General features: G+C 60.3%; 23 protein-coding genes. 10 read left to right on the top strand and 13 right to left on the bottom strand.

What is annotated here, in order from left to right:
- Nucleotides 1-233: 233 nt before the first annotated feature.
- From ACQZ40_RS10620 to ACQZ40_RS10605, 4 genes are read right to left on the bottom strand one after another with little or no spacing between them, the layout of a single operon-like run.
- The gene (locus ACQZ40_RS10620) at nucleotides 234-1,073 is read right to left on the bottom strand and encodes a phosphatase PAP2 family protein (protein WP_448747912.1); all 840 of its coding nucleotides are present in this window, start codon (nucleotides 1,071-1,073) and stop codon (nucleotides 234-236) included.
- Nucleotides 1,063-2,571 carry an ArnT family glycosyltransferase gene (locus ACQZ40_RS10615; protein WP_448747911.1) on the bottom strand — a complete coding sequence of 503 codons (1,509 nt, stop codon included), beginning with the start codon at nucleotides 2,569-2,571 and terminating at the stop codon, nucleotides 1,063-1,065. The genes ACQZ40_RS10620 and ACQZ40_RS10615 overlap by 11 nt, the downstream gene beginning before the upstream one ends.
- A complete protein-coding gene (locus ACQZ40_RS10610) occupies nucleotides 2,546-2,833 on the bottom strand; it encodes a lipid-A-disaccharide synthase N-terminal domain-containing protein (RefSeq protein WP_031233742.1) in 288 nt (95 codons plus the stop codon). Before ACQZ40_RS10610 ends, ACQZ40_RS10615 begins: the two co-directional genes overlap by 26 nt.
- A 20-nt stretch (nucleotides 2,834-2,853) precedes the next feature.
- Entirely contained in the window at nucleotides 2,854-3,693 is an 840-nt protein-coding gene (locus ACQZ40_RS10605) for a glycosyltransferase family 2 protein (RefSeq protein ID WP_448747910.1), read from the bottom strand.
- 189 nt (nucleotides 3,694-3,882) lie between these two features.
- On the opposite strand from ACQZ40_RS10605, the gene ACQZ40_RS10600 reads away from it, so the two are divergent.
- Nucleotides 3,883-6,147, top strand: coding sequence for a methyl-accepting chemotaxis protein (locus tag ACQZ40_RS10600; RefSeq protein WP_448747909.1), 2,265 nt, complete (start codon nucleotides 3,883-3,885; stop codon nucleotides 6,145-6,147).
- A gap of 132 nt (nucleotides 6,148-6,279) precedes the next feature.
- Here ACQZ40_RS10600 and adh read toward each other — a convergent pair whose 3' ends face one another.
- The 3 genes from adh to ACQZ40_RS10585 form a co-directional block, all read right to left on the bottom strand.
- Nucleotides 6,280-7,797 carry an aldehyde dehydrogenase gene (gene adh / locus ACQZ40_RS10595; RefSeq protein ID WP_142845448.1) on the bottom strand — a complete coding sequence of 506 codons (1,518 nt, stop codon included), beginning with the start codon at nucleotides 7,795-7,797 and terminating at the stop codon, nucleotides 6,280-6,282.
- Between the two features lie 173 nt (nucleotides 7,798-7,970).
- The gene (locus ACQZ40_RS10590; RefSeq protein WP_065655946.1) at nucleotides 7,971-8,930 is read right to left on the bottom strand and encodes a helix-turn-helix domain-containing protein; all 960 of its coding nucleotides are present in this window, start codon (nucleotides 8,928-8,930) and stop codon (nucleotides 7,971-7,973) included.
- A 105-nt stretch (nucleotides 8,931-9,035) separates the two neighbouring features.
- Entirely contained in the window at nucleotides 9,036-11,120 is a 2,085-nt protein-coding gene (locus ACQZ40_RS10585) for a putative bifunctional diguanylate cyclase/phosphodiesterase (protein ID WP_448747927.1), read from the bottom strand.
- 305 nt (nucleotides 11,121-11,425) lie between these two features.
- Here ACQZ40_RS10585 and ACQZ40_RS10580 point away from each other — a divergent pair, with 305 nt between their 5' ends.
- From ACQZ40_RS10580 to ACQZ40_RS10560, 5 genes are all read left to right on the top strand, one after another.
- A complete protein-coding gene (locus tag ACQZ40_RS10580; protein WP_065655715.1) occupies nucleotides 11,426-12,034 on the top strand; it encodes a 50S ribosomal protein L25/general stress protein Ctc in 609 nt (202 codons plus the stop codon).
- 295 nt (nucleotides 12,035-12,329) lie between these two features.
- On the top strand, nucleotides 12,330-14,717 hold the full coding sequence (locus tag ACQZ40_RS10575) for a putative bifunctional diguanylate cyclase/phosphodiesterase (protein WP_448747908.1): 2,388 nt from the start codon (nucleotides 12,330-12,332) through the stop codon (nucleotides 14,715-14,717).
- 17 nt (nucleotides 14,718-14,734) lie between these two features.
- Entirely contained in the window at nucleotides 14,735-15,448 is a 714-nt protein-coding gene (locus ACQZ40_RS10570) for a substrate-binding periplasmic protein (RefSeq protein WP_125145538.1), read from the top strand.
- Between the two features lie 89 nt (nucleotides 15,449-15,537).
- A complete protein-coding gene (gene pth / locus ACQZ40_RS10565; RefSeq protein ID WP_271045371.1) occupies nucleotides 15,538-16,254 on the top strand; it encodes an aminoacyl-tRNA hydrolase in 717 nt (238 codons plus the stop codon).
- 7 nt (nucleotides 16,255-16,261) lie between these two features.
- Nucleotides 16,262-16,714: a GNAT family N-acetyltransferase gene (locus tag ACQZ40_RS10560; RefSeq protein ID WP_065655712.1), complete on the top strand. Its 453-nt coding sequence runs from the start codon at nucleotides 16,262-16,264 to the stop codon at nucleotides 16,712-16,714.
- 3 nt (nucleotides 16,715-16,717) lie between these two features.
- On the opposite strand, the gene clpS is transcribed toward ACQZ40_RS10560, so the two are convergent.
- Nucleotides 16,718-17,029 (bottom strand): ATP-dependent Clp protease adapter ClpS, encoded by a 312-nt coding sequence (gene clpS / locus ACQZ40_RS10555; protein ID WP_065655944.1) that lies wholly within the window; start codon nucleotides 17,027-17,029, stop codon nucleotides 16,718-16,720.
- A gap of 241 nt (nucleotides 17,030-17,270) precedes the next feature.
- Between clpS and ychF the strand changes: the two genes are divergently transcribed.
- From ychF to ACQZ40_RS10540, 3 genes are all read left to right on the top strand, one after another.
- Nucleotides 17,271-18,374, top strand: a complete 1,104-nt coding sequence (gene ychF, locus ACQZ40_RS10550) for a redox-regulated ATPase YchF (RefSeq protein WP_271045370.1) — start codon at nucleotides 17,271-17,273, stop codon at nucleotides 18,372-18,374.
- Between the two features lie 299 nt (nucleotides 18,375-18,673).
- Nucleotides 18,674-19,147, top strand: coding sequence for a MaoC family dehydratase (locus ACQZ40_RS10545; protein WP_104679551.1), 474 nt, complete (start codon nucleotides 18,674-18,676; stop codon nucleotides 19,145-19,147).
- Nucleotides 19,144-19,611: a MaoC family dehydratase gene (locus ACQZ40_RS10540; protein ID WP_104679552.1), complete on the top strand. Its 468-nt coding sequence runs from the start codon at nucleotides 19,144-19,146 to the stop codon at nucleotides 19,609-19,611. Before ACQZ40_RS10545 ends, ACQZ40_RS10540 begins: the two co-directional genes overlap by 4 nt.
- A gap of 43 nt (nucleotides 19,612-19,654) precedes the next feature.
- Here the strand turns inward: ACQZ40_RS10540 and ACQZ40_RS10535 are convergent, their stop codons facing one another.
- The 5 genes from ACQZ40_RS10535 to petA form a co-directional block, all read right to left on the bottom strand.
- Nucleotides 19,655-20,197 (bottom strand): adenine phosphoribosyltransferase, encoded by a 543-nt coding sequence (locus ACQZ40_RS10535; protein WP_003494623.1) that lies wholly within the window; start codon nucleotides 20,195-20,197, stop codon nucleotides 19,655-19,657.
- Between the two features lie 92 nt (nucleotides 20,198-20,289).
- Nucleotides 20,290-20,682 carry a GFA family protein gene (locus tag ACQZ40_RS10530; RefSeq protein ID WP_078051948.1) on the bottom strand — a complete coding sequence of 131 codons (393 nt, stop codon included), beginning with the start codon at nucleotides 20,680-20,682 and terminating at the stop codon, nucleotides 20,290-20,292.
- Between the two features lie 84 nt (nucleotides 20,683-20,766).
- A complete protein-coding gene (locus tag ACQZ40_RS10525) occupies nucleotides 20,767-21,675 on the bottom strand; it encodes a cytochrome c1 (protein ID WP_104679553.1) in 909 nt (302 codons plus the stop codon).
- A gap of 22 nt (nucleotides 21,676-21,697) precedes the next feature.
- On the bottom strand, nucleotides 21,698-23,020 hold the full coding sequence (locus tag ACQZ40_RS10520; protein ID WP_065655707.1) for a cytochrome b: 1,323 nt from the start codon (nucleotides 23,018-23,020) through the stop codon (nucleotides 21,698-21,700).
- A gap of 14 nt (nucleotides 23,021-23,034) precedes the next feature.
- Entirely contained in the window at nucleotides 23,035-23,613 is a 579-nt protein-coding gene (gene petA / locus ACQZ40_RS10515) for a ubiquinol-cytochrome c reductase iron-sulfur subunit (RefSeq protein WP_065655706.1), read from the bottom strand.
- A 309-nt stretch (nucleotides 23,614-23,922) separates the two neighbouring features.
- On the opposite strand from petA, the gene ACQZ40_RS10510 reads away from it, so the two are divergent.
- Complete coding sequence (locus ACQZ40_RS10510) at nucleotides 23,923-24,855, top strand: endonuclease/exonuclease/phosphatase family protein (RefSeq protein WP_448747907.1); 933 nt, start codon at nucleotides 23,923-23,925, stop codon at nucleotides 24,853-24,855.
- Nucleotides 24,856-24,860: the final 5 nt, after the last annotated feature.

Here is a 24,860-nt window from a genome sequence, read left to right as displayed (position 1 = left end):
CCTCGACAACCGTTCTGCCGCTTGGCGAATTGCCGCCCGGTTTAGATTCCCGGGCAGGTTGCGTTCCATGTTGAAATCGCTGATTGCCTCGACGTCGTCCTCGGCCCTGCGCCGAGGATCCAGCCATGTTGAATGAAATCAACAGGTCGCAGATCCTCGGAGACCCGAGGATGACGCAGGAGTGTCTGGCACGCTTGGCCATTCACTCATTGAAGCGAACTCCGAAGTTCCCTTTAAGACGATGCCGCACCCGCATCCGGCGGCCGTTGCAGACGTGAGGCTGCGGCCTTCCACGAGCGCCGAACCCTGACCAGAACAGCATGGCGACCGTTACGCCAGATGCTGACCGTATCGGCTGTAACCGCATCGCCGGTAAACAGATGGCGGTGACGTCCGATCACCAGCGCCCGGTAGAGAAACAGGGTTGTGAGGGCGGAAAACAGGATGGACATCACCACATCGCTGAGGAAATGCCCGCCGGCCGCGATGCGCAAGCCGGACATGAGGACGATCATGCCGGCAGCGATGCTTCCCATCGCCAACCGTCCGCGCCGTTGCAGCCGGGGCCAGACGAGCACGCAGAGCGGCAGGAAGAAACTGGCGATCAGCGCGGTTTCGCCGGAAGAAAACGAGCAGTTCGAATAACATTGCGCACTGTACTGGAAAGGCGGCGTGAAAAGCTGCTGCCCGCCGAATTCGGTGACGCTGAACGGGCGCGCGCGACCGATAGTCGCCTTCAGCACACCGTTGACCAGAAGCCCGGCACAGAGGATCACCGGCCCGCACAGAAAGGCCCACACCCGCCAGCCGGTTCTCTGCAGCGTGCCCAGCCGAAGATTGCCGACAAGGATCGTGAACGCCAGAAGGGTGGCAAGCTCCGTACCTTCGCGCAGCGTATCCCGCAACCATTCGGGAAACGGCTCACGGCCGGACCATGGCTGCTCGACGGGCGAGAAAAACAAGGCGGAGAATCTCAGATCGATGGAGGGAAAGGTCGCGAACAGGATGACGAGCGCCAATGTGGCGAGTGTCACCCAGATCGTGATCCGCATATGCGAAAGATCATTGTCCATTGCTGCCCTCCGGCATGCATCGCGGCAGCAGGCGCCAGAGACCGATTTCCCTGCCCTCAAGGAAACCCGGCCCGGCGGTCCAGCGGGCGACCGGCGCCTCGCCGGCAAGGCAGGCCGGCAGGCCATCCGCACTTGCCAGGAACAGGGGATTTTTCGCCTCGCCCGGTTTCAGCGGGTAAAGAAGCGCATAGTGACTGGAAGGCACGCCGGTCTCGGGCAGCGCGCGCGTCATCACCTGTTTCTCATCCCGAAGCTGATAAAAAAGCTCGGCAAGTATCGAACGGTCGGTAGCGACGATGGCGTCCGCACCCGCCTCGCGCGCCCGTAACAGACCGGTCGACACCAGCTCGGCGCGCCCGAGATACCGCGCCATCGCCAGTTCACCTTTCGGCAGGCGCAATTGCGTTCCGGCAATGGTCATCAGCGGCAGCGCGACGGCCACGATGCCGCCGAGCACAAGCGTGGACACGATGAGCCAACACCGCGATGCCAGGACCGGCACCGCCAGCAGCACGCCGGCCGCATAGGCCCCGACTGCCCAATTGGCGAGCGCCCGTGACATCAAACCCTGCGCGGTAATCAGAAGAATGATCGGCACCGAAAGAGCGACCAGCGCCCGGGTTTCGGCATTTTTCGCACGAATTGTTGCAACGATCATGCCGACGAAAACGAATGGTCCGACCACACCCGCCTGGGAGAAGAAGAATTCCAGCGCGGAACCGATCTTCAGCTGGACGCCATGCCAGTTCGCATTATCCGCCGTATGGCGTGCGGTCATGAAATCATGCGCCGCGTTCCACCACAGATTGGGCGCGATGACGGCGACGCAGACGAGCGCAGCAATGACCGCGTCACGCAGCCGGATGCGCCATGCCTCACAAAGCCAGCCGGCAGCGATGAAGCAGGGCAGAAAATAGATCATCGCATATTTCGACATCAGCCCGAGGCCGAAGCAGAGACCGAGCGCGATGCTCCAGCCCAGCGCCGCCCTGCCCTCGCGGCGGGCCAGCGCAAGCTTCCGCACGGAGATCATCGACAGCACGATGAACAGCATCATCGGCGTATCGGTCGAGATCAACAGGCTGCCGAGCGTTACGGCCGGCAGGGTCAAATAGATAAGGGCGGCCAGGGATGCCAGCCTGACATCATAGATCATGCGGCCGAGCGCAAGAATGGCCGCCGCCGCGACGCCATGCACCACGGGCGCGGCCAGCCGCACCTGAAACGTGCCCTCGCCGCCACCCAGAATGGTTGCCGCGCGAATGAGCCAGCCGATCAGGGGCGGCTTGGAATAGGCGCCGAGCGCCATCTCCCTGCCCCATAGCCAATATTGCGCCTCATCGACGAAAAGGTCGGTGCGATTGAAGGCCAGCCCAAGGACGCGCAGCGCCGTCACGAGGACGATCGCCGCGAATGAAAATGTCAGCCACCGGCGCTCATCGCCTGCCTGCTCGTAAGGCAGGGTCGCCGCCTCATGCATGCTGGCGGCGTTCTGCATGAATCAACCAGAGATTTCGGGCATAGATGAAAAGGCCGGACGCCTGGCCCAGAATGAAGACCGGATCGCGCCGCCAGATGGCGTAGGAAAGCAACACCAGACCGCCGAGAACGGAAAAATACCAGAAGGCCACCGGAATGACCGAGCGGTTCGCCCGTTCCGAAGAAATCCATTGAACCAGAAAACGCATGGTAAACAGCATCTGGCCCATGAAGCCGGTGCAGACCCACAGAAATTCCTTCCAGCTGTTCACATGCAGCATGGACCATAAAGCCGGTGCATTCACGGCGATGTCTCCGTTTTGAAAGTTTCAGCCCAGCTTGAGCGCTTGCGCCGGCGCAGCAGCCAGGCGACGCCGATCAGGTCGTGGATGCCGACAAGCGCGCGGCCGATATTGGTGTAATGGGAATTCCCGTGCAGCCGCGCCCGGTGCGTGACGTCGACATGGGTGACCTGCCAGCCGTCGCGATTGAACAGCGCCGGGAAATAGCGGTGGTGATGATCGAAATAGGGCAAGGCGAGATAGGCGTCGCGGCGGAAGGCCTTGAGCCCGCAGCCGGTGTCGCGCGTGCCGTCCTTTAAGATCCGCGCCCGAAGCCCATTGGCGAAGCGGGAGGAAAGACGTTTTCCAAGCGTATCGCGCCGACCGACACGCTGGCCGGCCACAAGACCGAGCCGGCTGGGAGCGCTGGCGGAGAGAAGCGGCGCGAGAAGAGCCGGCAGATTGTCCGGCGGGTTCTGCCCATCTCCATCCAGCATGCAGATGACAGGCGCACGCGCCGCCTGCACACCGCTGTGGATCGCCGCAGACTGTCCGCCCTGACGATCATGCCGGACGAGCCGCAGCATCGGGTAACGATCGCCAAGCGCCAGCACCGCATCGACCGTGCCGTCGGAAGATGCATCGTCCACCACCACGATCTCGAAGGCGCCGACAGGCAGGCAGGCGGCAAAAATCTCCGCCACGAGCGTTTCCACACTCGCTTGCTCATTGTGCATGGGCACGACAACGGCGAAATCCGGCCTCGGTTTCACGCTGGCTCCGTCATATCCGTCCGCACTCAGTCCGCAGACATCATTGATAGTGGCGAGAGAAGGAGCGCGGAAAGCTTGCATGAACATGAACAGCCGTTGAACTTCACTCGATATGCGCCCGTTCTATTGCAGTTTTATTACGGGAAACGCGTCAGTGGCGGCCGGCTATTTTTTCACGGCATGCGGGAAACAATCGTACAATTCCCAGCACTTTTAACGCGGCCGTAAACAATTTTTGCCACGGTATGGCCACGTTTTTTGGGGGGAGGAAACAGGATGCCGGGTGTAAATCCGACTGCTGTCAAAGCTAAATCATTGTCGATAAAGGCCAAATTTGCAGCGCTCGTCACGGGCGCAACGCTGGTTTCATGTCTTTCCGTGGGGCTGTTGTCCTATGAGATGGGGAAGTCTGGACTGATCGACGCCAGCGAAATCAGGCTCGAAACGGTTGCAGGCAACCAGTCCAAGCAGCTTGATGCCTATACTTTGCGCGTCGAACAGAGCATTTCCGAACTGTCGCAGAACGCCGCGGTCGCACAGGCGCTGGAAACGATGACCACCGTTGTGCCGACGGAAAGGGATGCGATCATCCAGGCTTTCCGGCGCGAGGGCGTCTCCGAAGAGGAGCGCGCCTCCTTCAATGGCGAAGGCCTGCGACTGCTTTACGCCATTCGCCACGCCACCATCAACGCCGCCATCGCCAGCGTCTGGCGCAACACCCGTGTCAGCGACATCTATGTGATCGACAAGACCGGCCTCATTATTTACACCGTAACCAAGGGGAAGAACTTCCTCACCAGCGTGACGGAACCGCAGAACGCCGCGATCAAGGACCTGTTCGACCGCATCGAAGCCGGCAAGGACGGCGTCGTCAGCACCACAGGTTTCACTGGCGGCGAAAATGATTCGGCCATGATCGGCATGCCGCTCGCCGTCTCCAACTGGGGCCAGCTCCAGCGCAAGGGCGCCGTCATCATGCGCATCGCCGCTGATCGCATCGGCGCGGTGGTGACGCCCGAGGAAACCGGCAAGACCATCGATGACGCCGTTCTCCTGAGCGCCGACGGCAAACGTCGGGCCGGCGTACTGTCGGGCGGTGCTGACGCTGCGGTTTCCGAAAGCCTCGCCGCCCTTTCCAACGCAAACAACGCCGGAACGGTGATGGCGCAGACACCTGCGGGCAACATCTTCTATGCCTATCGTCCGGTCTCCGTCTTCGGCCAGAAACATCTTTTGGCCATCGGCCAGCAGGAAAGCAAGGTTCTCGCCGCCGCCAACGATCTCGCCTTCTGGGCAACGGTTGCGACGCTGGCTGTGCTTGCGATCATGACGCTGATCGGCATTTTCGTTTCCGCAAGCCTCACCAAGCCGCTGACCGGCCTTGCGGGGCTGATGGAGCGCCTGAACGGCGGTGAAAACAACATCGAGATCAAGGCCGTTTCCCGTGGCGACGAGATCGGCACCATGGCGCGCGCGCTGGAATCCTTCCGTCAGGGCATTCTGGACAAGCAGCGCATGGAAGCCGAATCCCATCGCAAGAGCGAAGAACTGGACGAAGAACGCGCCCAGCGGGAAATGGAAAAGGCAAGAAGCGCGAAAGAACTGGAAGAGGCTGTCGACGCACTCGCCACCGGTCTTGCCAATCTCGCGGCCGGCAGGCTCGATCTCCGCATCGACAAGTCCTTCGTGCCGTCGCTCGATCATCTGCGCATCGACTTCAACAACTCCATGGCGGGCCTGGAAGCGACCATCTCCAACATCGGCGAAAGCGCCAATGCCATCCGCTCCGGCTCCGGCGAACTGAAAAGCGCATCGGAAGACCTGTCGCGGCGCACCGAACGCCAGGCCGCAGCCCTTGAGGAAGCGGCAGCGGCACTCGGAGACATGACGCAGGCCGTCAATCTCTCGCTGTCGCGCTGCAATGTCGCGGTCGAGGCGACGGCGGGCACGATGCAGGATGCGCACAAGTCCACGGCTGTCGTTAAAGAAGCGATCGTGGCGATGGAACGCATCGAAACCTCGTCCGCCAAGATCCGCCAGATCATAGATGTCATCGACCAGATCGCCTTCCAGACCAATCTGCTGGCGCTGAATGCCGGTGTGGAAGCCGCCCGCGCCGGCGAAGCCGGCAAGGGCTTTGCCGTTGTGGCGCAGGAAGTTCGCGAGCTTGCCCAGAAATCGGCAGCCGCCGCCCGGGACATCACGACGCTGATCGCCACCTCGGCGGGCGATGTGGAAAGCGGCGTGGCGCTGGTGCTGAAGACGGGTGAAAGCCTCGAGCAGATCCAGAAACGCATCCAGTCAGTCAACGACCAGATCGGCGAGATCGCCACCGCATCACGCGAACAGTCCGGCCGCCTCAGCGAAATCAATGCCTCCGTCAACGAACTCGACCATGTAACGCAGCAGAACGCGGCCATGGTGGAGGAAACGACGGCCGCCGCTTTCTCGCTATCCAGCGAGGCGGACGGCCTGACCGAACAGGTGGGGCAGTTCTCGGTCGGCGGCCTCCGCCAACGGGACCAGCGTTACGCGGCATAAACCGCAACGAAAAAAGGCCGGAGGCGAAACCTCCGGCCTTTCTGTTTGAAGCCGGGCTCCCAGGAGCCGAAGCCCCTGGGAACACGCCGGCGATCTGGCACCGCAGCCCCTCGCCGGCTTCCGGGGAGGACCTCAGAAGAAACCGACCTTGTTCGGGCTGTAGGACACGAGCAGGTTCTTGGTCTGCTGGTAATGATCGAGCATCATCTTGTGGGTCTCGCGACCGATGCCCGACTGCTTGTAGCCGCCAAAGGCAGCGCCTGCCGGATAGACGTGATAGCAATTCGTCCACACGCGGCCCGCTTCGATGCCCCGGCCGGCCCGATAGGCAATGTTGGTATCGCGGCTCCAGACGCCTGCGCCCAGACCGTAAACCGTGTCATTGGCGATTTCGAGCGCCTCTTCCAACGTCTTGAAGGTTGTGACGGAAACGACCGGGCCGAAGATTTCCTCCTGGAAAATCCGCATCTTGTTGTTGCCTTCGAAGACGGTCGGCTGGATGTAATAGCCATCCTTCAGATCGCCCGTCAGCGTCTTGCGGTCGCCGCCGGTCAGAACCTTGGCGCCTTCCTTCTTGCCGATCTCCAGATAGCCCATGATCTTGTCGAACTGTTCCTGCGAGGCCTGCGCGCCCAGCATGGTCGACGGATTGAGCGGATCGTCCTGGCTGATCGCCTGAACGCGCTTGATCGCCTTTTCCATGAAGCGGTCATAGATCGATTCATGCACCAGCGCACGCGACGGGCATGTGCAGACCTCACCCTGATTGAGCGCGAAGAAGGCGAAACCTTCGAGCGCCTTGTCGAGGAAGGCATCGTCCTCGTTCATCACATCGGCGAAAAAGATGTTCGGCGACTTGCCGCCCAGCTCCAGCGTGATGTTGGTGACGTTGTCGGCCGCATAACGCATGATTTCCTTGCCGACCGAGGTGGAGCCGGTAAAGGCGATCTTGGCGATGCGGTTGCTCTGCGCCAGCGGCTTGCCGGCTTCGAGGCCCGTGCCGTTGACGATGTTGAGGACGCCGGGCGGCAGCAGGTCTTCGATCAGTTCCATGACGATGAGAATCGAGGCCGGTGTCTGTTCGGCAGGTTTCAGCACCACGCAATTGCCGGCGGCAAGCGCCGGTGCAAGCTTCCACGCGGCCATCAGGATCGGGAAGTTCCACGGAATGATCTGGCCGACGACGCCGAGCGGCTCATGGAAGTGATAGGCGACCGTATCGTTGTCGATTTCGCCGATCGTGCCTTCCTGGGCGCGGATGCAGCCCGCGAAATAACGGAAATGGTCGATGGCGAGCGGAATATCCGCATTGGTGGTTTCGCGCAGCGGCTTGCCGTTATCCCAGGTTTCGGCACGGGCGATGAGATCGAGATTGTCCTCGATCCGCTGGGCGATCTTGAGCAGGATGTTGGAGCGCTCCGTCACGCTCGTCTTGCCCCATTTGTCGCGGGCCTTGTGGGCCGCGTCGAGCGCGAACTCGATGTCGGCTGCATCCGAACGCGGCACTTCGCAGATCTTGTGGCCGGTCACCGGCGAGAGATTGTCCATGTAGCGGCCGGATTTCGGCTCCACCCATTTGCCGCCGATGTAATTGCCGTATTTCAGCTTGAAGGGCGCTTCGCCCGCTTTCTGCTGAACCTGAATGTTCATGATTTCATCCTCCCTGATGAAAACGATCCGCATCGGACCGCATGGGAGGAAGGTGGGCCTAGATGGCGCGGTTCGGTAGAGGGGCGACGCGGTTCCGCAGCGCACATTGTCTCACATCTGCGACAAAGGCGCCTCGATCCGGCATGATTGTCCGGGTCGCCCCCGCACGCACCTCAATGCACGTCGAATTTCTTCATCTTGCGGTGAAGCGTGGCGCGGCTGATGCCGAGCAGCGAAGCGGCTTGCGTGACATTGCCGTTGGTGCGCGACAATACGCGGCGAAGTGCTGAACGTTCCGCTTCGGCGAGGTCGGAGCCGCCATCGTGGCGCTGCTCCTGAAGAACATCGGCGGCGGGCAGACCCTGCGCGATGCGGGCATCGTCCAGCTTCAGCGCAAGGCGTGCGGCACGGGTCGCGCCCAGCACGAGATCGTCCTGATCCACGGCGAGCAGCGACAGCGCCGCTCCGAACCCGCTCGGCACGACGACGATGCGCGCACCCGGAAAGGCACGGCGGAACAGATTACCCTCGATGCGCTGTGCCGCATCCTTCACCGCCTGGGTGACGAAGGAGAAAGTCATCTCGTTGATGTCGTCGCGGCAGGTGGAAATATCGAGCGCGCCGGTCACCCGGCCGGTATGATCGCGAATGGGAGCCGTGGTGCAGCAGAGTTCGGTATTCGACGTGAAGAAATGCTGATCGCGGTAGACCACCACCGAGCGCTCATCCACCAGCGCCGTGCCGATACCGTTGGTGCCCACGCTTTCTTCGCTCCAGACCGCCCCGGACCAGAGGCCAAGCGCCCGGAAATCACGATCATCGCCAGAGGCGCCGCGCCGCTCCAGCGCAACGCCCTGCGCGTCGGTCAAAAGCAGGCAGCAGCCGGATCTGCCGACGCTTTGGAAAATGCGGTCGAGTTCATCCGTGCTTTCGGCAATCAGGCCGGCCGCACTTTCGCGGGCGCGGCGGAACTCATACTCGCTGAGAAAGATCGGCTTGCGGTTTTCCTCCGGTGCAAGATGATGTTTGACCATGCAGCGACGCCAGGAAGCGACAATCGGAGAACTTGCGGCTGCGGAACGATGGCGCGCGGTTTCATACACGCGTTCCGCATGGGCGATGTCTGTCGGCATACGCTCCTCCCAAAGCTTTTCGGCGATGGTGCGCTGGAAGCGGCCATGTTTCAACAAAAAATTTCGCGACCGGCCTTGCCGGGCGCAGCCGCAGGTGCCGCCGGACTATCGGACCGCCTTGAAATAACGCCGGCCGGCGGTCACGTCCGTTTCATCCTCGGCCGAAAGGAACGTATCGTCCACGAGATTGGCGATGGAGGTCAGCGGACCGGGCTTGCCGAAAAAGAAGCCCTGCACCTGCAGGCAACCTTCACGCCGCAGGAACTCGATATGGGCCTTGGTTTCAACGCCTTCCGCAAGCACCGGAATATTGAGGCTGTGCGCCAGAATGAGCGTCGAGCGAACGATCGCCTCCGACTGCACGTTGGTCGACAGGCCATCGATGAAGGCGCGGTCGATCTTGATCTTGTCGAAGGGGAAGCTCTGCAGCGTCGAAAGCGAGGAATAGCCCGTGCCGTAGTCGTCCATGGCGATCTTGACGCCGAGCGACTTGAGTTTGCGGATGGTGACGAGGGCGTGGCGATGGTCGGCGATGATGCTGCCTTCGGTAATTTCCAGCTCGAGCCTCTCCGGCGCAAGTCCCGTTTCGGCAAGAATTCTCTCAACCTTGTCGGGGAAATCATTATCCGCAAGCTGCTGCGGCGCGACGTTAACGGCAATGGCGAGTGACTTTTTCCACCGCGCAGCCTGCGCGCAGGCTTCTCTCAGAACCCATTCGCCCAGTTCGACGATAAAGCCGGTCTGTTCGGCGATCGGAATGAATTCGGTCGGCGAGACCATGCCCCGTTCGGGATGGTTCCAGCGCAAAAGCGCTTCGAAACCGACGATGCTGCCGCTTTTGGTGTCGTTCTGCTGCTGGTAATAAAGCTCGAACTCGTTATTGGCGAGGCCGCTGCGCATGGCGACGGCCAGCACGTTGCGCTCACGCGCGGCCTCGTCCATGGATTTGTCGTAAAAGCATATGGTGTCCGAAGTACCGCTTTTTGCCCGGTACATGGCGACATCCGCCTGGGCCATCAGAGTATCGGCATCGATGGAGCCGGTATTGCGAACCGATATGCCGACGCTTGCGCCAACCGAAAATGTCTGCCCGTTCCATTCCACCGGCTTGCTGATGTGCTCGATCAATCGCTGGGCGAATTCCGCGCCGTCGGCGCGGGTGTAATAGGAATGGGTCATCGCCACGAATTCATCACCTCCCATGCGGGCCAGAAACTCTCCGGTCTTCAGCACGGAACTCGCGCGGTCGGCGATGGCGCGCAGCACGGCGTCGCCTGCCGCATGGCCATGCACGTCATTGATTTCCTTGAAACGGTCGAGATCAATGGAAAGGAGCGCGGTGTGTGCGCCCAGCGAGACATGGCGTGTGCGGCGATTGAGATGCTCGATGAATGCCGCCCGGTTGGGAATACCAGTCAGCGGATCGTGCAACGAAAGATGGCGATAGCGGGCAACCGCCTGCTGAGTGGACTGCGCATCGATGACATAAGTGGAGAGCCCGAGCGCCAGAAGCAGAAGCGTCACCGCAATGGCGCCTCCGCCCATGATGGCCGGCGGCAGCAGGTTTTCCGGAATGACGATGCGCGGGTCGAAGGCGAAGGACATCGACGCCATGCCGGTATAATGCATCGAGGCAATGGCGAGGATGAGAAACGCCACCGCGCTATACTGGCAGAAACGGTTAACAGGCCGGGCAACGCGATTGACCGCAATGGCGCCCAGCACAGCTCCCAATATCAGCGAGGCGATGACATAGGCCTGATCCCAGAAAATCATGCCCTGAACATTATAGGCGGCCATACCCGTATAATGCATTGCCGCAATGCCGAGGCCGAGGACCACGCCACCGGCTTCCACCAGCACGCTGCGCCCGCCATAGGCGGAAATGCCGAGGCCGGCAGTCGTTGTGGTAATGGCAATCAGAAGCGACAGCCCGGTCAGATAGGGATCGTATCCCACATCGCCCGCCGCGACATAGCCCAGCATCGCCACGAAATGGGTGGTCCATATCGCCGCCCCGCCATTGACGCCCGCCAGAAACAGCCAGTTGACCTTCTGCACGCCCGTCGCCAGACGTGCTTTCGAAAAAAGGCGCATCGACACGAAACTGCCCAGCATGCAGACGAAGACCGCTGCGGCGGTGTATCGATAGTCGTGATCGATGGTGAGGCACTGGAGAACTTTGAGCATTGTCATCTACGCAATTGGAATTTTGCATAGCCTTATCATTCGCCAAGTTTTCACCCGGTTTATGTGCATGGATAAGCATATATTAAAGGTTGCAACAACCGAGTGAATTAGCGAGAACTAATAAAATTACAAAGCGGCACCCGTCAAAAACGGGCCGCTCTTGTCTTTATGCACCGTTTGTATTATAGCGCCCGCACCCGTGTAGACACCCTTGGAGGCAACGCGGGCGGGATGGCCTCTGGCCTCTCCGGTTCAGGCCGCTTCATTCGGCGTGAACTCTCCATATAACCTCGAAAGGAATTGCCATGAGCAAAGAATCGTATGAGCTCAAGGCCGAGGCGCGCGAACGAGTTGGTAAGGGGTCCTCTCGTGAACTTCGCCGCAACGGTTTGATTCCCGCTGTCATCTATGGTGACAAGCAGGCCCCCATTTCCATCGCGCTCTCGACCAACGAAGTCACCAAGCGTATCCACGCTGGCGGTTTCATGACGACGGTTGCGACCATCGACGTCGACGGCAAGAAGATCAAGGTTCTCCCGAAGGACTACCAGCTTGATCCGGTCCGCGACTTCACCATGCACGTCGACTTCCTGCGCGTTTCGGGCAACACGCTCGTCAACGTCGAAGTTCCGGTTCACTTCGTCAACGAAGAAAAGTCGGACATCAAGATCGGCGGCGTTCTGAACATCGTTCGCCACACGGTGGAATTCCACTGCCCGGCCAACGACATTCCGGAATTCATCACGGTCGATCTCGCTGGTCTGAAGATCGGCGACAACGTTCACATTTCGAATGTGAAGCTGCCGAAGAACATCACGCCGGTTATCGCCGACCGTGACTTCACGATCGCGACGATCGTTGCTCCGGCCGCTGGCGTTGCAGAAGAAACGACCGAAGAAGCTTCCGAGGAATAATCGGCGGCCGCAAGGCCGACAGCTTTGAACAATAAGGCCCGTTCCGTTTTCGGAACGGGCCTTTTAGTTTTTATGAACTTTAAAACCAGAAAGCTTGCCATCCTCACCTGATACGCAACCCGTTTCAGTGTCGATTAACACTTCCATGAAACGATACCCTCGCGCTGTCGCGGAACACCGGCCGGGCTGAGGAAATGCGTGGGAAAACAGGCTTTTGCCGAAAACCCTCGCAAAACCCTCCGGGCGGAGGAAACGGGCGCAGCAAGTCTGGGGCAAAGGGTAGCTGCAATCGAACATGGCTCATTCCGTCGAAAGTCGCTTTATCGCGATTGTTTCCGGCGCACTTCTTACAGTGGTCGCCCCGCTCTTCACGCTTTTGCTGACGCTCTCCTACCACGAAGCCATTCGCAGCCAGCGTAACCACCTTGAGATTCTGCTGTCGACCAATGCGCAGGCGCTTGCCCGGCCCCTGTGGGACCTTGATGACGACACCATAAACCAGATTACCGGCACCCTCATTTCCGACCCCGTGATCAGGATGGTCGAGGTCAGGGATACCTCCGGCCAGCTCGATATCGTCCAGACGGCCGGCAGCGACATCATTCAGGATGCCGCCTCGACGACGCGCGAAGTGACCTACAAGACCACGAAGGGCTCCGTCACGGTCGGGCAACTGACGATCTATTACGACAATGTCAGCCTTCTGACCTCTTTGAGCCGCACCGAACTGGCCTTCATCACGATTTTCATACTCGCCGTCCTCACCATCGTTCTTGCCGCCATCGCCGGCAACCGTTTCATGGTCATCCGCCCGCTGATGCGGCTCGCGGCCGCCATCGAGGCGACGCGGCGTCTCGGCTCGCGCCACCACGTCGACTGGCGCTCGAAGGACGAAATCGGCCGGCTGGCGAAAAGCTTCAACGAAATGCAGACCCAGCTCGAAAAGGAAGAGCTGGAGATCAAGAATGCGCATGAGCGCAAGACGGAAATCTACAACCGCACGCCCGCCATGCTGTTTTCGCTCGACAGGCACGACCGCATTGCCGCCGTCAGTGACTATTGGGTGCAGGCGACCGGTTACGACCGCACCCGGATACTCGGCCTGAATTTCGCCGACCTCATCCATCCCGATGACCGGCTTCTGTTCCAGCAGCGCAAGACGGCTCATCCCCTGCCCGATGCCTCACATAGCGGCATTACGGTCCGCTTCCATTGTATGGATGGCAGCGTCATGGATGCGCTCATCCTCGAAAAGGCCCTTGATTCCGGCGATGCGGCCCATCAGAGCACCTGCCTCTGCGTCATGACGGACGTGACCGAACTGCGCCAGTCGGAAAAGCGCAACCGCCAGCAGGCCATTTCCGACCACCTGACCGGCCTTTTCAACCGCCAGGGCTTCGAGGCCATTCTCGACCTGCAAATCCGCGATGCGGACCGCAACGGCAGCGAGCTGGCCTGTCTGTTCATCGACCTCGACCGGTTCAAGGCGATCAACGACAATCTCGGCCATGCTGCGGGCGACGCCGTTCTCAAACAGTTCACGTTGAAGCTCGAACCGCTGCTGACACCGCTGGACAGCGCATCGCGGCTGGGCGGCGACGAATTCGCCATCCTTCTGGCCGGTGACAAGGTGGAAGAGCGCGCCCTGCAATTCTGCGAGCGCATCTGCGCCATGCTCGACACGCCCTTCGACATCGAAAGCAACAGCATCCGCCTCAGCGCCAGCATCGGCATGGCGGTCTATCCCCTGCACGCCGCCAGCGCCTCCGAGCTTTTGCAGAATGCCGACATGGCCATGTATACCCGCAAGCGCACGGGCAAGAACGGCTCGCAGGTTTTCGACAGTTCGATCATGGACCGTGCGCGCGAACATGCGGAGCTGGAACGGGATATCGCGCAGGCGCTTTCCGAAGACTGGTTCGAGGCCTATTTCCAGCCGATTCAAGACCTCGCCACCGGCCAGACGGCGGGTTTCGAGGCGCTGCTGCGTCTCAACCACCCGGACAAGGGCCTGCTTTCCCCGGCCACAATCGTCAGCCTTGCGGAAGAAAACGGCACTATCCACCGCATCGGCAATGTCATTCTCGATCAGTCGATCGCCAATCTCGCCCGGCTGTCGCGCCTGCCGGGCATGGAACAGACCTATGTGGCGGTGAATTTCTCGCCCCTGCAATTCGAACCGGGATTGCCGACGCGCATCGCCGGCGTTCTGCACCGCCATGGCATTCTTCCCAGACGGCTGGTCATCGAGATCACCGAAGCCGTTATCATGAAGGACGATCCGCAGGTCCGGGCGATCCTCAATGCCATCCACCAGCTCGGCTGCCGCATCGCGCTGGATGATTTCGGCACGGGTTATTCCTCGCTTAGCTATCTCAGCCGTTTTCCGGTCGATATCGTCAAGATCGACCAGTCCTTCACCCGCTCGATCTGCGACGATAGGATGGACATCAGGCAGCGCAATCGCATGCTGGTCGAAGGCATCGCGGCCATCTCGCACAAGATGAACTGCGCCGTCATTGCCGAGGGCGTCGAGACGGAAGAACAGAAGGCGCTTCTAAGCGATATAGGCGCGGATTTCGGGCAGGGTTATTTCTTCGCGCGTCCGCAGCCGGTCGAAAGGCTTATCTCCTCACTCGACACGGCGTCCGGGCAAAACCGCGCCGCTGCGCGGCAAGCATGAACCGGCAGGGGGCAGCCATGGGATTGATCCGCTTTTGCCTGATCTTTCTTGCACTCGCCGCTCCGGCCAGCGCGGCCAAGCTCTTCCTGACCACCGAGGTCTATCCGCCCTATAATCTGCAGGCCAGCGACGGCAGCGTGCGGGGTGTCTATTTCGAACAGCTCAGAACCGTGCTCGAAGACACCGGCACCAGTTACGAGGTCGCCGTCATGCCCTGGGCGCGGGCGATCGCACTGGCCAGAACGCAGGCCATGCACTGCGTCTTCGCCGCCGCGAGAACACCGGAGCGGGAAAAACAGTTCAAATGGGTCACGCCGATCCATATCGACCGCAACATTCTCGTGGCGCGCCGCAACGCGAATATCGAAGCCTCCAGCCTTGAGGAAGCCAAGAAATATCGGGTGGGAACCCAGCGTGGAGATTACACCGAAGCGCTTCTGGAAAAGCTCGGTTTCCCGCAGGTGGATGTCGGCGCAGATTTCGAGATCACGCTTCACAAGCTCAAGGCCGGCCGCATCGACCTGATGCCCATGTCTGAAAGCACCTTCAAAAGCCTGCCCGCCGACACGTTCAGCGAAGTGATAACTCTCTCGCGGCAGCAGCTTGGGCTTGCCTGCAACAAAAGCGTGCCCGACGAGGTCATCGCGAAATTACAGGCCCGGCTGGACAGGCTGATCGCCGATGGAACGCAGCAGCGAATATTCGACCGCTACAATCTCGTCAGCCCCTGAGCCCATCCGAAACTCCATAAAAAGATTGACAGCCGGCGGTTTTCGGGGTGGTGACAACAGCATCATCAGGCAAAACGCGGACATGCCCCATGAAGATCATCGCAGGACTTGGTAATCCCGGCGCGCAATATGCGGGAAACCGTCACAATATCGGCTTCATGGCCGTCGATGCGCTGCAGCGCCTGCCGTCCTTTGCGCCCTGGTCGAGAAAATTCAAGGCGGAGATTTCCGAAGGCGAGATCGGCGGCGAAAAGGTCCTGCTGATGAAGCCGCTGACCTATATGAACCTTTCGGGTGAGTCCGTCGGCGAAGCCATGCGCTTCTTCAAGCTTGCGCCGGCAGACATCATCGCCATCCACGACGAACTGGATTTGCCGGCCGGCCGCGCCCGCATCAAGATCGGCGGCGGCCATGGCGGTCACAACGGCCTGAAATCGCTCGACGCCCATTGCGGCAAGGACTATCGCCGCCTGCGTCTCGGCATCGGCCATCCCGGTGACAAGGAGCGGGTGCACGGCCACGTGCTCGGCGATTTCGCCAAGGCAGACCGGGTCTGGCTCGATCCGCTTCTGGACGCCATTGCCGACAATGCCGCCATGCTGGTGAAAGCCGAGGATTCGCAGCTGATGAACAAGCTGGCGCTCACCGCGGGCACCAACCCGGAAGCCGAAAAGCCGGCCAAGGCAGCCAAACCCGCCGCACAGTCCCATATCCATCAGGCACGCAACAGCGCCCAGCCGAAAAAGCTGCCGGAAACCGGCCCGATGGCCGAAATGCTGAAACGCATGTTCAGCAAGAAGGACTAGATCGCGGATGTCTTCCGAGCCCATCGTCCTGCGGGCAGCCGGAGCCGGCGACCTGGCCGGATTGCTTCACCTTTACCGGGCGCTCAATCCGTCCGACCCTGAAATGATGGCAGAAGAAGCGAACACGGCTTTCGCAGCCATGCTCGCCCAGCCGGGCCTGACCGTGTTTCTTGCGACCGAAGGCGAAGAAGCGGTCGCCACCGCCACGCTACAGATCGTTCCGAACCTGACGCGCGCCGCCCGCCCCTATGCCCTTATCGAAAACGTGGTGACGCTGGAAAACCGTCGCGGCCGCGGATATGGCCGCGCGGTGGTGCGCCATGCCGTCGAGGCGGCTTTTGCGGCGAACTGCTACAAGGTGATGCTACTGACCGGGCGACAACGCCCGGAGGTCCACGCCTTTTATGAAAGCTGCGGTTTCGTGCAGAACAAGACGGGCTTTCAGATCCGGCAGGATTAACGCTTACTCCTCCGGCTCGGTGGTGAACATCAGCGGAAAACCCGCTTCCTTGCCGAGATCGGTCGCTTCCTTGGCCTTGGTCTCGGCAATATCGCGCTCGCAGACAACGACGACCGCGCTGCCGAAGCGGTGCGCCGTCATCATCACCCGGTGGCCGGTTTCCTCGCTCATGCGGAAGACGGCTTTCAACACCATCGTAACGAACTCACGCGGCGTATAGTCGTCATTCAGCAGAATGACCTTGTAGAGCTTCGGCCGCTCCAGCTTCGGTTTGACTTTCGGTTTCGGCTTGAGATCGACAGGACTGTCACTCATCATGGTCGCTCGTGCCTGTCGCTCATCGCGGTAGTTCATGGGAAAACCCCGTTGATGACGAAAGATCGATCGCTTGACCGGCTTATATTGCGCCGCAACCGCAGCATCGGCAACCCTGCCCGAAATTCAGCACCATTAAAGGGGCTTTGCCCGCACAAATCGGCCCGCGGGCTTGACCTTGCCCTGCCCTTTCCGCAAAAGGCTCCTCAACGAATTCTTTCAAACGGACAGGTTTCAAGCCATGGGCTTCAAATGCGGTATCGTTGGATTGCCAAATGTCGGCAAGTCCACTCTCTTCAACGCGCTGACGAAAACGGCAGCGGCGCAGGCGGCCAACTATCCCTTCTGCACCATCGAGCCGAACACCGGCGAAGTGGCGGTTCCGGATGCGCGCATGAAAATCCTCGCCGACATTGCCGGCTCGAAGGAAATCATCCCCACCCGCATCTCCTTCGTGGATATTGCCGGCCTGGTGCGCGGCGCATCGAAGGGCGAAGGCCTCGGCAACCAGTTCCTCGCCAATATCCGCGAAGTGGACGCCGTGGTTCACGTTCTGCGCTGCTTCGAAGATGACGACATCACCCACGTCGAAGGCCGCATCAACCCCGTGGCCGATGCCGAAACCATCGAGACCGAGCTGATGCTTTCCGATCTCGAAAGCCTTGAGCGCCGCACGGAACAGACCCGCAAGCGCGCCACCGGCAAGGATAAGGAATCGCTGGCGCAGTTGCCGCTGATGGAAGCCTCGCTGAAGCTCCTGAACGAAGGCAAGCCGGTCCGCACCCTGCTCTCCACGCTGGATGCCGAAGAACTGCGCATCCTTCAGGGCCTCAACCTCCTGACCGCGCATCCGGTCCTCTACGTCTGCAACGTCGCCGAAGGCGACGCCGTCGACGGCAACGAACATACCAAGGCCGTTGCCGAAATGGCGAACGCCCAGGGTGCGGAATCCGTCGTCATCTCCGCGGCGATCGAATCCGAAGTCGCACAGCTTCCCGATGAAGAGGCGAAGGAATTCCTCTCCGCCCTCGGGCTCGAGGAAGCAGGCCTCGACCGCCTGATCCGCGCCGGCTACAAGCTGCTCGATCTCATCACCTATTTCACCGTCGGCCCGAAGGAATGCCGCGCCTGGACCATCGAGCGCGGCACCAAGGCCCCGCAGGCCGCCGGCGTCATCCACTCCGATTTCGAACGCGGCTTCATCCGTGCCAACACCATCGCTTACAACGACTATGTCGCCTTCAAGGGCGAAGTCGGCGCGAAGGAAGCCGGCAAGGCTCGCGACGAAGGCAAGGAATATGTGGTTCAGGACGGCGACGTCATCCACTTCCGCTTCAATACCTGATCCGGCCTTTGGCGACCTCGATAGGGTCGCTGAGAGGGGTAGCCGAACATTGCGGCACGGTTTCTTCTCCCCGCCGGGGAGAAGGTGGCCCGAAGGGTCGGATGAGGGGGCTAGCTCTGGGTTTATCTCTACCCTCGCCCCCTCATCCCGCTGCCGCGACCTTCTCCCCCTCGGGGAGAAGAAACACGTGGCTCCCCGCTCGCCCCATTCCTCTGCATTGCATCCTCGATTTGACCTTTACGTAAAGGGAAAAATCATTTTAGATGCCGTCGATATTGACTGTGCGAAGGGAGGAAACCATGACGCCGGTCGCGACATATGCCTATGAGGATTTTTCCGTCGGTCGGGAATTTCCTTTGGGCCCGCAATCGATCTCCGCAGAGCAGATCATCGCCTTCGCCAGCGAATTCGACCCACAGCCGATGCATCTTTCCGAAGAGGCTGGCCGCCAGAGCATTCTCGGCGGCCTGGCGGCTTCCGGCTGGCACACCTGCAGCCTGCTGATGCGGATGATGGCGGACAGCTACATCTCGAACTCGACCTCGCAGGGCAGCCCCGGCATCGATTTCGTCGACTGGAAAAAGCCGGTTCTGGCGGGCGATACGCTTGTCGGAAAATCCATCGTGCTGGAACAGCGGCCCTCCGCGTCGCGCCCCGGCATCGGCCTCGTGAAATTACGCCACGAGCTTTATAACCAGCACGGCGTTCTGGTGTCGCACGGGGAAAACACCGTGATGTTCCTGATGCGCGGCAATGGAGGCGTTGCAGCATGAAACTGGCAGAACTTTCTCCCATCGGCGAACGCGTCACCCTCGACACGCTGCATTTTTCCGCCGAAGACATCATCCGTTTCGCGCGCGATTTCGATCCGCAGCCCTTTCATCTCGACGCGGAAGCCGCAAAGAACAGCGTTTTCGGCGCTCTCTGCGCTTCCGGCTGGCACACCGGCGCAGGCTGGATGAAATGCTTCCTCTCTCACTGGGCCAAAGAGGTAAAAAGGTTGAAGCTACGGGGCCTTGAGCCGCCCAAACTCGGCCCCTCCCCCGGTTTTCGCGAACTCAAATGGAAAAAGCCCGTCTTTGCCGGAGACGATGTCACCTATTTCGTGACCCTGCTCGACACCCGAGCGCTGGAATCCAGAGCCGGCGTCTGGCTGAACACCACATTCAACGAGGGCGTCAACCAGTCGGGAGAAACGGTGCTGACCTTCCAGAGTGGGGTTCTGGAATTCGAATAGCAAAGCGTCGGGGCAATAGCGTCACCATTGCCCCGTTACCATCTCAGTGGCCGGAAAATTCCACCAGCGTGCGCACCTCGACACCGAGGTCTTCCAGCTTCTTGCGGCCACCGAGATCGGGCAGGTCGATAACGAAACAGGCGGAAACGATTTCCGCACCCATCTGCCGCAGCAGCTTGACCGCACCTTCGGCAGTGCCGCCGGTGGCGATCAGATCATCGACCAGAATGACCTTTTCGCCCGGCTGGACCGCATCCACATGCATTTCCATTTCGTCGACGCCGTATTCAAGGCTGTAGGCGACACGGACGGTGGTGTGCGGCAGCTTGCCCTTCTTGCGGATCGGCACGAAACCGGCAGATAGCTGATGCGCCACCGCACCGCCCAGAATGAAGCCGCGTGCTTCCATGCCGGCGATCTTGTCGATCTTCGTTCCAGCATAGGGCTGCACGAGTTCGTCCACGGCACGGCGAAAAGCGCGGGGGTTGCCGAGCAGTGTCGTGATATCTCGGAAGATGATGCCCGGCTTCGGATAGTCGGGAATGGAACGGATGGCAGCGGAAAGCTCCGAAGCGATAACGGTCATGGTATTTCCAGTTGAGATAAGGGAAATGGATCAGAAGGTTCGGACCACCCTATCAACTTGACGGCTGCGGACCAACTAAAAAGGGCCGGCGCTCATTCCGCCGGCGACATTCCCTCGATCCGCGCCCAGACCGGGCAGACATCCTCGAAGGAATGCGACAGGGGCCGCAGCGCCTCATCGTCCCTGTCATCGAAACTTCCAAAGACCAGCGCAACCGTCGGCGCGTCGTCGATGGCGCCAAGCGTGCTGCCGCAGATCGGGCAGAAGGCCCGGCTGGAGTAATCGGAGGATCGGAAAGTCGAAGGCGCGCCGCCCTCTCCCGTCCATGTCACCGCATCCTTCTCGAACTCCACCCAGGCAAGGCTGGGCGCACCGGAATGCCGCTGGCAGATATCGCAGGAGCAAGTGTGTGGATTACCTGGCTCGCCCTTCGCTTCAAAGCGGATGGAGCCGCACAGGCAGCCGCCGTTACGAATTGTCGTCATTTCCACCATCCCTCCCGGCACATGAAAAGGCCCCCACGGAAGACCGTGGGGGCCAATGGCTGACGGGCATCTTCTGGATGCCGATCAATGTTCCTTGTTGGCGTAGACCGATTTCTTGGTGAGATAGATCAGCGCCGTGAAGATGAACAGGAACACCATGACCATGAAGCCGGTGCGCTTGCGCTCTTCCAGATGCGGTTCTGCCGCCCACATCAGGAACGCAGCAACGTCCTTGGAATATTGGTCCACGGTCTGCGGCGCGCCGTCATCATAGGTCACCTGATCGGCACTGATCGGCGGCGCCATCTTTAAGGAAGTGGCGCTGACGAAGTACGGATTGAAGTGCGTGCCTTCCGACACCTTGTACTCCGAACCATCCGGGTTTTTTATGCCAGCCGGCGGATCCTGATATCCGGTCAGCAGCGCATGGATATAATCCGGGCCGCCCTCCTGGTAACCACCGACGATCGGGATCATGTCGATGATGAATTGCGGAAAACCGCGCTCCACGCCACGCGCCTTGGCGAGCAGCGACATGTCGGGCGGGGCCGCTCCGCCGTTGGCGGCAGCGGCCGCCTCATGGTTGGGGAAAGGCGAAGGGAAATGATCGGAAGGCACGGCCTTGCGATTGTACATTTCACCATCGGCGTTCGGCCCGTCCTGTACCTCATATTCCGCGGCGAAAGCCTTCACCTGCTCCTCCGAATAGCCGAGATCCTCCAGCGTGCGGAAGGAAACGAGGCTCATGGAATGGCAGGCGGAGCAGACTTCCTTATAGACCTTCAGGCCGCGTTGCAGCTGGCCCTTGTCGTATTTGCCGAAGGGTCCGGCAAAGGACCAGCTCTGCTCCTCGGGCTTGATGACCGGGAAGTGATTGCCGGCGATCGCATGCGTGGCCTGGGCGGCGAGATCATGGCTCTCCTCCGCCGCAAAAGCGGCGGCGGAACAGCCAATGGCGGCGAAAAGCGCGATGCTCGTGAGAAGCGTCTTCATTGTCGTCATCCTTCCTTCGCGCTCAGACTTCGGCAGCCGCAGATGCGGCACCTGTCTTGGCGGCGTTCTTTTCGAGAACGGCCTCGGTAATCGAATTCGGAATACGCCGGGGCGTTTCGACCAGACCGAGGATCGGCATGATGACGAGGAAGAAACCGAAGTAATAAAGCGTGCCGAGCTGCGAATAGCCGACATAATTGCCTTTCAGCTCGCCGGTGAGCAGGCCGAGCAGGCCAGTTCCTTCCGCCGGGCGTGAACCCAGCCAGCCGAGCATGATGGCATTGACCACGAACAGCCAGAAGAACATCTTGTACCAGGGACGATAGACGGCGGAACGCACCTTCGACGTATCGAGCCAGGGCAGGAAGAACAGCACGACGATCGCGCCGAACATCACGAGAACGCCGCCCAGCTTGGAATCGATGATCCAGATGTTGAAGGTGATGGCGCGCAGCATGGCGTAGAACGGCAGGAAGTACCATTCCGGAACGATATGCGCCGGCGTCTTCAGCGGGTCGGCCATGATGTAGTTGTCGGGGTGGCCAAGGAAGTTCGGCATGTAGAACACGAACCAGGCATAACCGATCAGGAACACGGAAACACCGAGCGCATCCTTCAGCGTCGCATAGGGTGTGAAGGGAACGGTGTCGGTCTTGCTCTTCACTTCAACACCGGTCGGGTTGGTCTGGCCGGTCACATGCAGCGCCCAGATGTGCAGGATCACGACGCCTGCGATCATGAAGGGCAGCAGATAATGAAGCGCGAAAAAGCGGTTCAGGGTCGGCTGATCAACGGCAAAGCCGCCGAGCAGGAACTGCTGGATCCATTCGCCGATGGCGGGGAACGCGGTGAAGAAGCCGGTGATGACGGTTGCGCCCCAGAAGGACATTTGGCCCCAGGGCAGAACGTAGCCCATGAAGCCCGTCGCCATCATCAGCAGGAAGATCACGCAGCCGAGAATCCAGAGGATTTCGCGCGGCGCCTTGTAGGAGCCGTAATAAAGGCCGCGGGCGATATGCAGGTAAACCGCGATGAAGAAGAACGACGCACCATTGGCATGCATGTAGCGCAGCAGCCAGCCATGGTTGACGTCGCGCATGATCTTTTCGACGGAATTGAAGGCGACCGTCGTTTCGGCCGCATAATGCATGGCCAGCACGACGCCGGTGAGGATTTGCACCAGCAGCATGACGGAAAGCATCGCGCCAAAGGTGTAGGCGTAGTTCAGGTTACGTGGGACAGGATAGGCAACGAAGCTGTCATAGATCATGCGCGGCAAGGGAAGCCGCGAATCGATCCACCTTTCGATGCCGGTGGACGGCTGATAACTGGAATGACCACTCATGAATATCTGTCCCCTTATCCGATCTTGATCACGGTATCGGATGTGAATGCAAATGTCGGGATGGCGAGGTTTTCCGGCGCCGGACCCTTACGTATGCGGCCCGCCGTATCGTAGTGCGAGCCATGGCAGGGACAGAACCACCCGCCGAAATCGCCGGCCTGGCCGAGCGGAACGCAACCGAGATGGGTGCAGGAACCGACCATGACGATCCAGTTTTCCTTGCCCTCGCCAGCGGAGCGGTCGATATCCGTCGCCTGCGCGTCGGCGGCGATGTTGGCATTGCGCGCCACAGGATCCTTCAGATCGCCGAGAGCGACGGCCTTGGCTTCCTCGATTTCCTTCTCCGTGCGGTTGCGGATGAAAATCGGCTTGCCGCGCCACTTCACGGTAAGCGACATGCCCGGCTCGACGGCCGTGACATCCACCTCGATGGAGGCGAGCGCCAGCGTCGATGCATCGGGACGCATCTGGTCGATAAAGGGCCATGCGACGGCGGCGGCACCGACAGCGCCCGCCATTCCCGTCACTAGGTAAAGAAAATCGCGACGGGTCGGTTCACCCGAAGCGTCGTGATTGGTTACGTGCTCGCTCACCGCTACACCATCCTCTGCGCTGTTTTTGCCGTAAATCGCATGAGTCCTCCCGCTATGATTTGATCCAAGACAAACTCCGTCCCATCGTCCTGGTCATTCTCGCGGCATTTGAGAAACCGCGTCATGTGTTTGATCGCAAAATATTGACTGACTTGGCAAGAGCAAAGCACACAAAGCTGCCGTAATTCTGCCGGAGGGGGCCGATTTGGCTCGCATTTTTTCGCCGTCCTTGGCAGGCGGGCAACATTGTGCGCATCCATGCACCATGTTAGGAGACTTCAAGGGAGAGCGCGGAAAGCAGGGATTCGGATGACGGCGAAGCTCTCTTGCATGGTCTCCACGGCAGTGGCTGCCGTTCTTTTCGTCGCCAGCCTGCGTTATGTGACGGATTTCTGGCTTCTCGCCTTCGTCACCAGTTTCCAGCTACACATCGCCATCGTCTGTATCCTGCTTTCATGCCTCGTTTTCTGGCTGACGCGCGACGCGGTTTCCGCGCTCCTCCTCGTCTGGTCGCTTGCGCTCGCCATCCATGCCATTGCCATGCTTCTGGAATTTTCCTCATCCGCCAACCCGGCGCCGGGCGCCAAACCCTTCCGGCTGCTGTCCTTCAACGTGCTGATGGACAATGCCACCAATGCGGATGCAATTGCCGACACGATTCTCGAATCGGGTGCGGATGCCATCTATCTCTTCGAGGCGGCGGCGCTGAAATCGGCCCTGCCACGACTGCAGCAAACCTATCCGCACAGGCTTGGCTGTTACACCGGAACGCCCGGATGCGATCTGGTGATCCTGTCAAAAAGACCGTTGCTGGAAGGCCGTTTCCATAGTCTCAGCGATCTTCGGCGGGATCGGTTCGCCATAGCCCATATCGATCTTGACGGCACGGAACTGACGCTCGCCGCCGGGCATATCACCAAGCCCTATTTCGACGATTATCATCGCGACGAACTCGATGAAGTCAGTGAAATTCTCTTTCGCGTCACCGGGCCGCTCATTCTGGCCGGAGATTTCAATTCGGCCAGCATCGCCCCTGACATGCGCGCTTTCCTCGCCGCCAACGATCTAAAAAAAGCGACCTTCGAACCCGCCACATGGCCGACAGAGGCCGGCCGCTTCGGCATCGCCATCGACCACGTCTTCGCCCGCGAACCGGCGACGCTGATGAAAACCACCCGCCTGCCCGACAGCCTCGGTTCCAATCATTACGGCCTGTTGGCGGATTTCATGATCGGGAAATAGCCGAA

This window comes from Agrobacterium sp. 16-172Ci, assembly GCF_053522725.1.
Note: the sequence above shows the minus strand (reverse complement) of the source record. Positions and strands in the feature narration are given on the sequence as shown.

Coding starts and splice junctions, on each gene's coding strand:
- ACQZ40_RS10510 (WP_448747907.1), top strand. CDS start 23,923: ATGACGGCGAAGCTCTCTTGCATGGTCTCCACGGCAGTGGCTGCCGTT.
- ACQZ40_RS10530 (WP_078051948.1), bottom strand. CDS start 20,682: ATGACGACAATTCGTAACGGCGGCTGCCTGTGCGGCTCCATCCGCTTT.
- ACQZ40_RS10580 (WP_065655715.1), top strand. CDS start 11,426: ATGAGCAAAGAATCGTATGAGCTCAAGGCCGAGGCGCGCGAACGAGTT.
- ACQZ40_RS10600 (WP_448747909.1), top strand. CDS start 3,883: ATGCCGGGTGTAAATCCGACTGCTGTCAAAGCTAAATCATTGTCGATA.
- adh (WP_142845448.1), bottom strand. CDS start 7,797: ATGAACATTCAGGTTCAGCAGAAAGCGGGCGAAGCGCCCTTCAAGCTG.
- ACQZ40_RS10525 (WP_104679553.1), bottom strand. CDS start 21,675: ATGAAGACGCTTCTCACGAGCATCGCGCTTTTCGCCGCCATTGGCTGT.
- ychF (WP_271045370.1), top strand. CDS start 17,271: ATGGGCTTCAAATGCGGTATCGTTGGATTGCCAAATGTCGGCAAGTCC.
- ACQZ40_RS10585 (WP_448747927.1), bottom strand. CDS start 11,120: ATGCTCAAAGTTCTCCAGTGCCTCACCATCGATCACGACTATCGATAC.
- ACQZ40_RS10520 (WP_065655707.1), bottom strand. CDS start 23,020: ATGAGTGGTCATTCCAGTTATCAGCCGTCCACCGGCATCGAAAGGTGG.
- ACQZ40_RS10560 (WP_065655712.1), top strand. CDS start 16,262: ATGTCTTCCGAGCCCATCGTCCTGCGGGCAGCCGGAGCCGGCGACCTG.
- ACQZ40_RS10575 (WP_448747908.1), top strand. CDS start 12,330: ATGGCTCATTCCGTCGAAAGTCGCTTTATCGCGATTGTTTCCGGCGCA.
- pth (WP_271045371.1), top strand. CDS start 15,538: ATGAAGATCATCGCAGGACTTGGTAATCCCGGCGCGCAATATGCGGGA.
- ACQZ40_RS10615 (WP_448747911.1), bottom strand. CDS start 2,571: ATGCAGAACGCCGCCAGCATGCATGAGGCGGCGACCCTGCCTTACGAG.
- ACQZ40_RS10540 (WP_104679552.1), top strand. CDS start 19,144: ATGAAACTGGCAGAACTTTCTCCCATCGGCGAACGCGTCACCCTCGAC.
- ACQZ40_RS10570 (WP_125145538.1), top strand. CDS start 14,735: ATGGGATTGATCCGCTTTTGCCTGATCTTTCTTGCACTCGCCGCTCCG.
- ACQZ40_RS10545 (WP_104679551.1), top strand. CDS start 18,674: ATGACGCCGGTCGCGACATATGCCTATGAGGATTTTTCCGTCGGTCGG.
- ACQZ40_RS10605 (WP_448747910.1), bottom strand. CDS start 3,693: ATGTTCATGCAAGCTTTCCGCGCTCCTTCTCTCGCCACTATCAATGAT.
- ACQZ40_RS10590 (WP_065655946.1), bottom strand. CDS start 8,930: ATGCCGACAGACATCGCCCATGCGGAACGCGTGTATGAAACCGCGCGC.
- clpS (WP_065655944.1), bottom strand. CDS start 17,029: ATGAGTGACAGTCCTGTCGATCTCAAGCCGAAACCGAAAGTCAAACCG.
- ACQZ40_RS10535 (WP_003494623.1), bottom strand. CDS start 20,197: ATGACCGTTATCGCTTCGGAGCTTTCCGCTGCCATCCGTTCCATTCCC.
- ACQZ40_RS10620 (WP_448747912.1), bottom strand. CDS start 1,073: ATGGACAATGATCTTTCGCATATGCGGATCACGATCTGGGTGACACTC.
- ACQZ40_RS10610 (WP_031233742.1), bottom strand. CDS start 2,833: ATGCTGCATGTGAACAGCTGGAAGGAATTTCTGTGGGTCTGCACCGGC.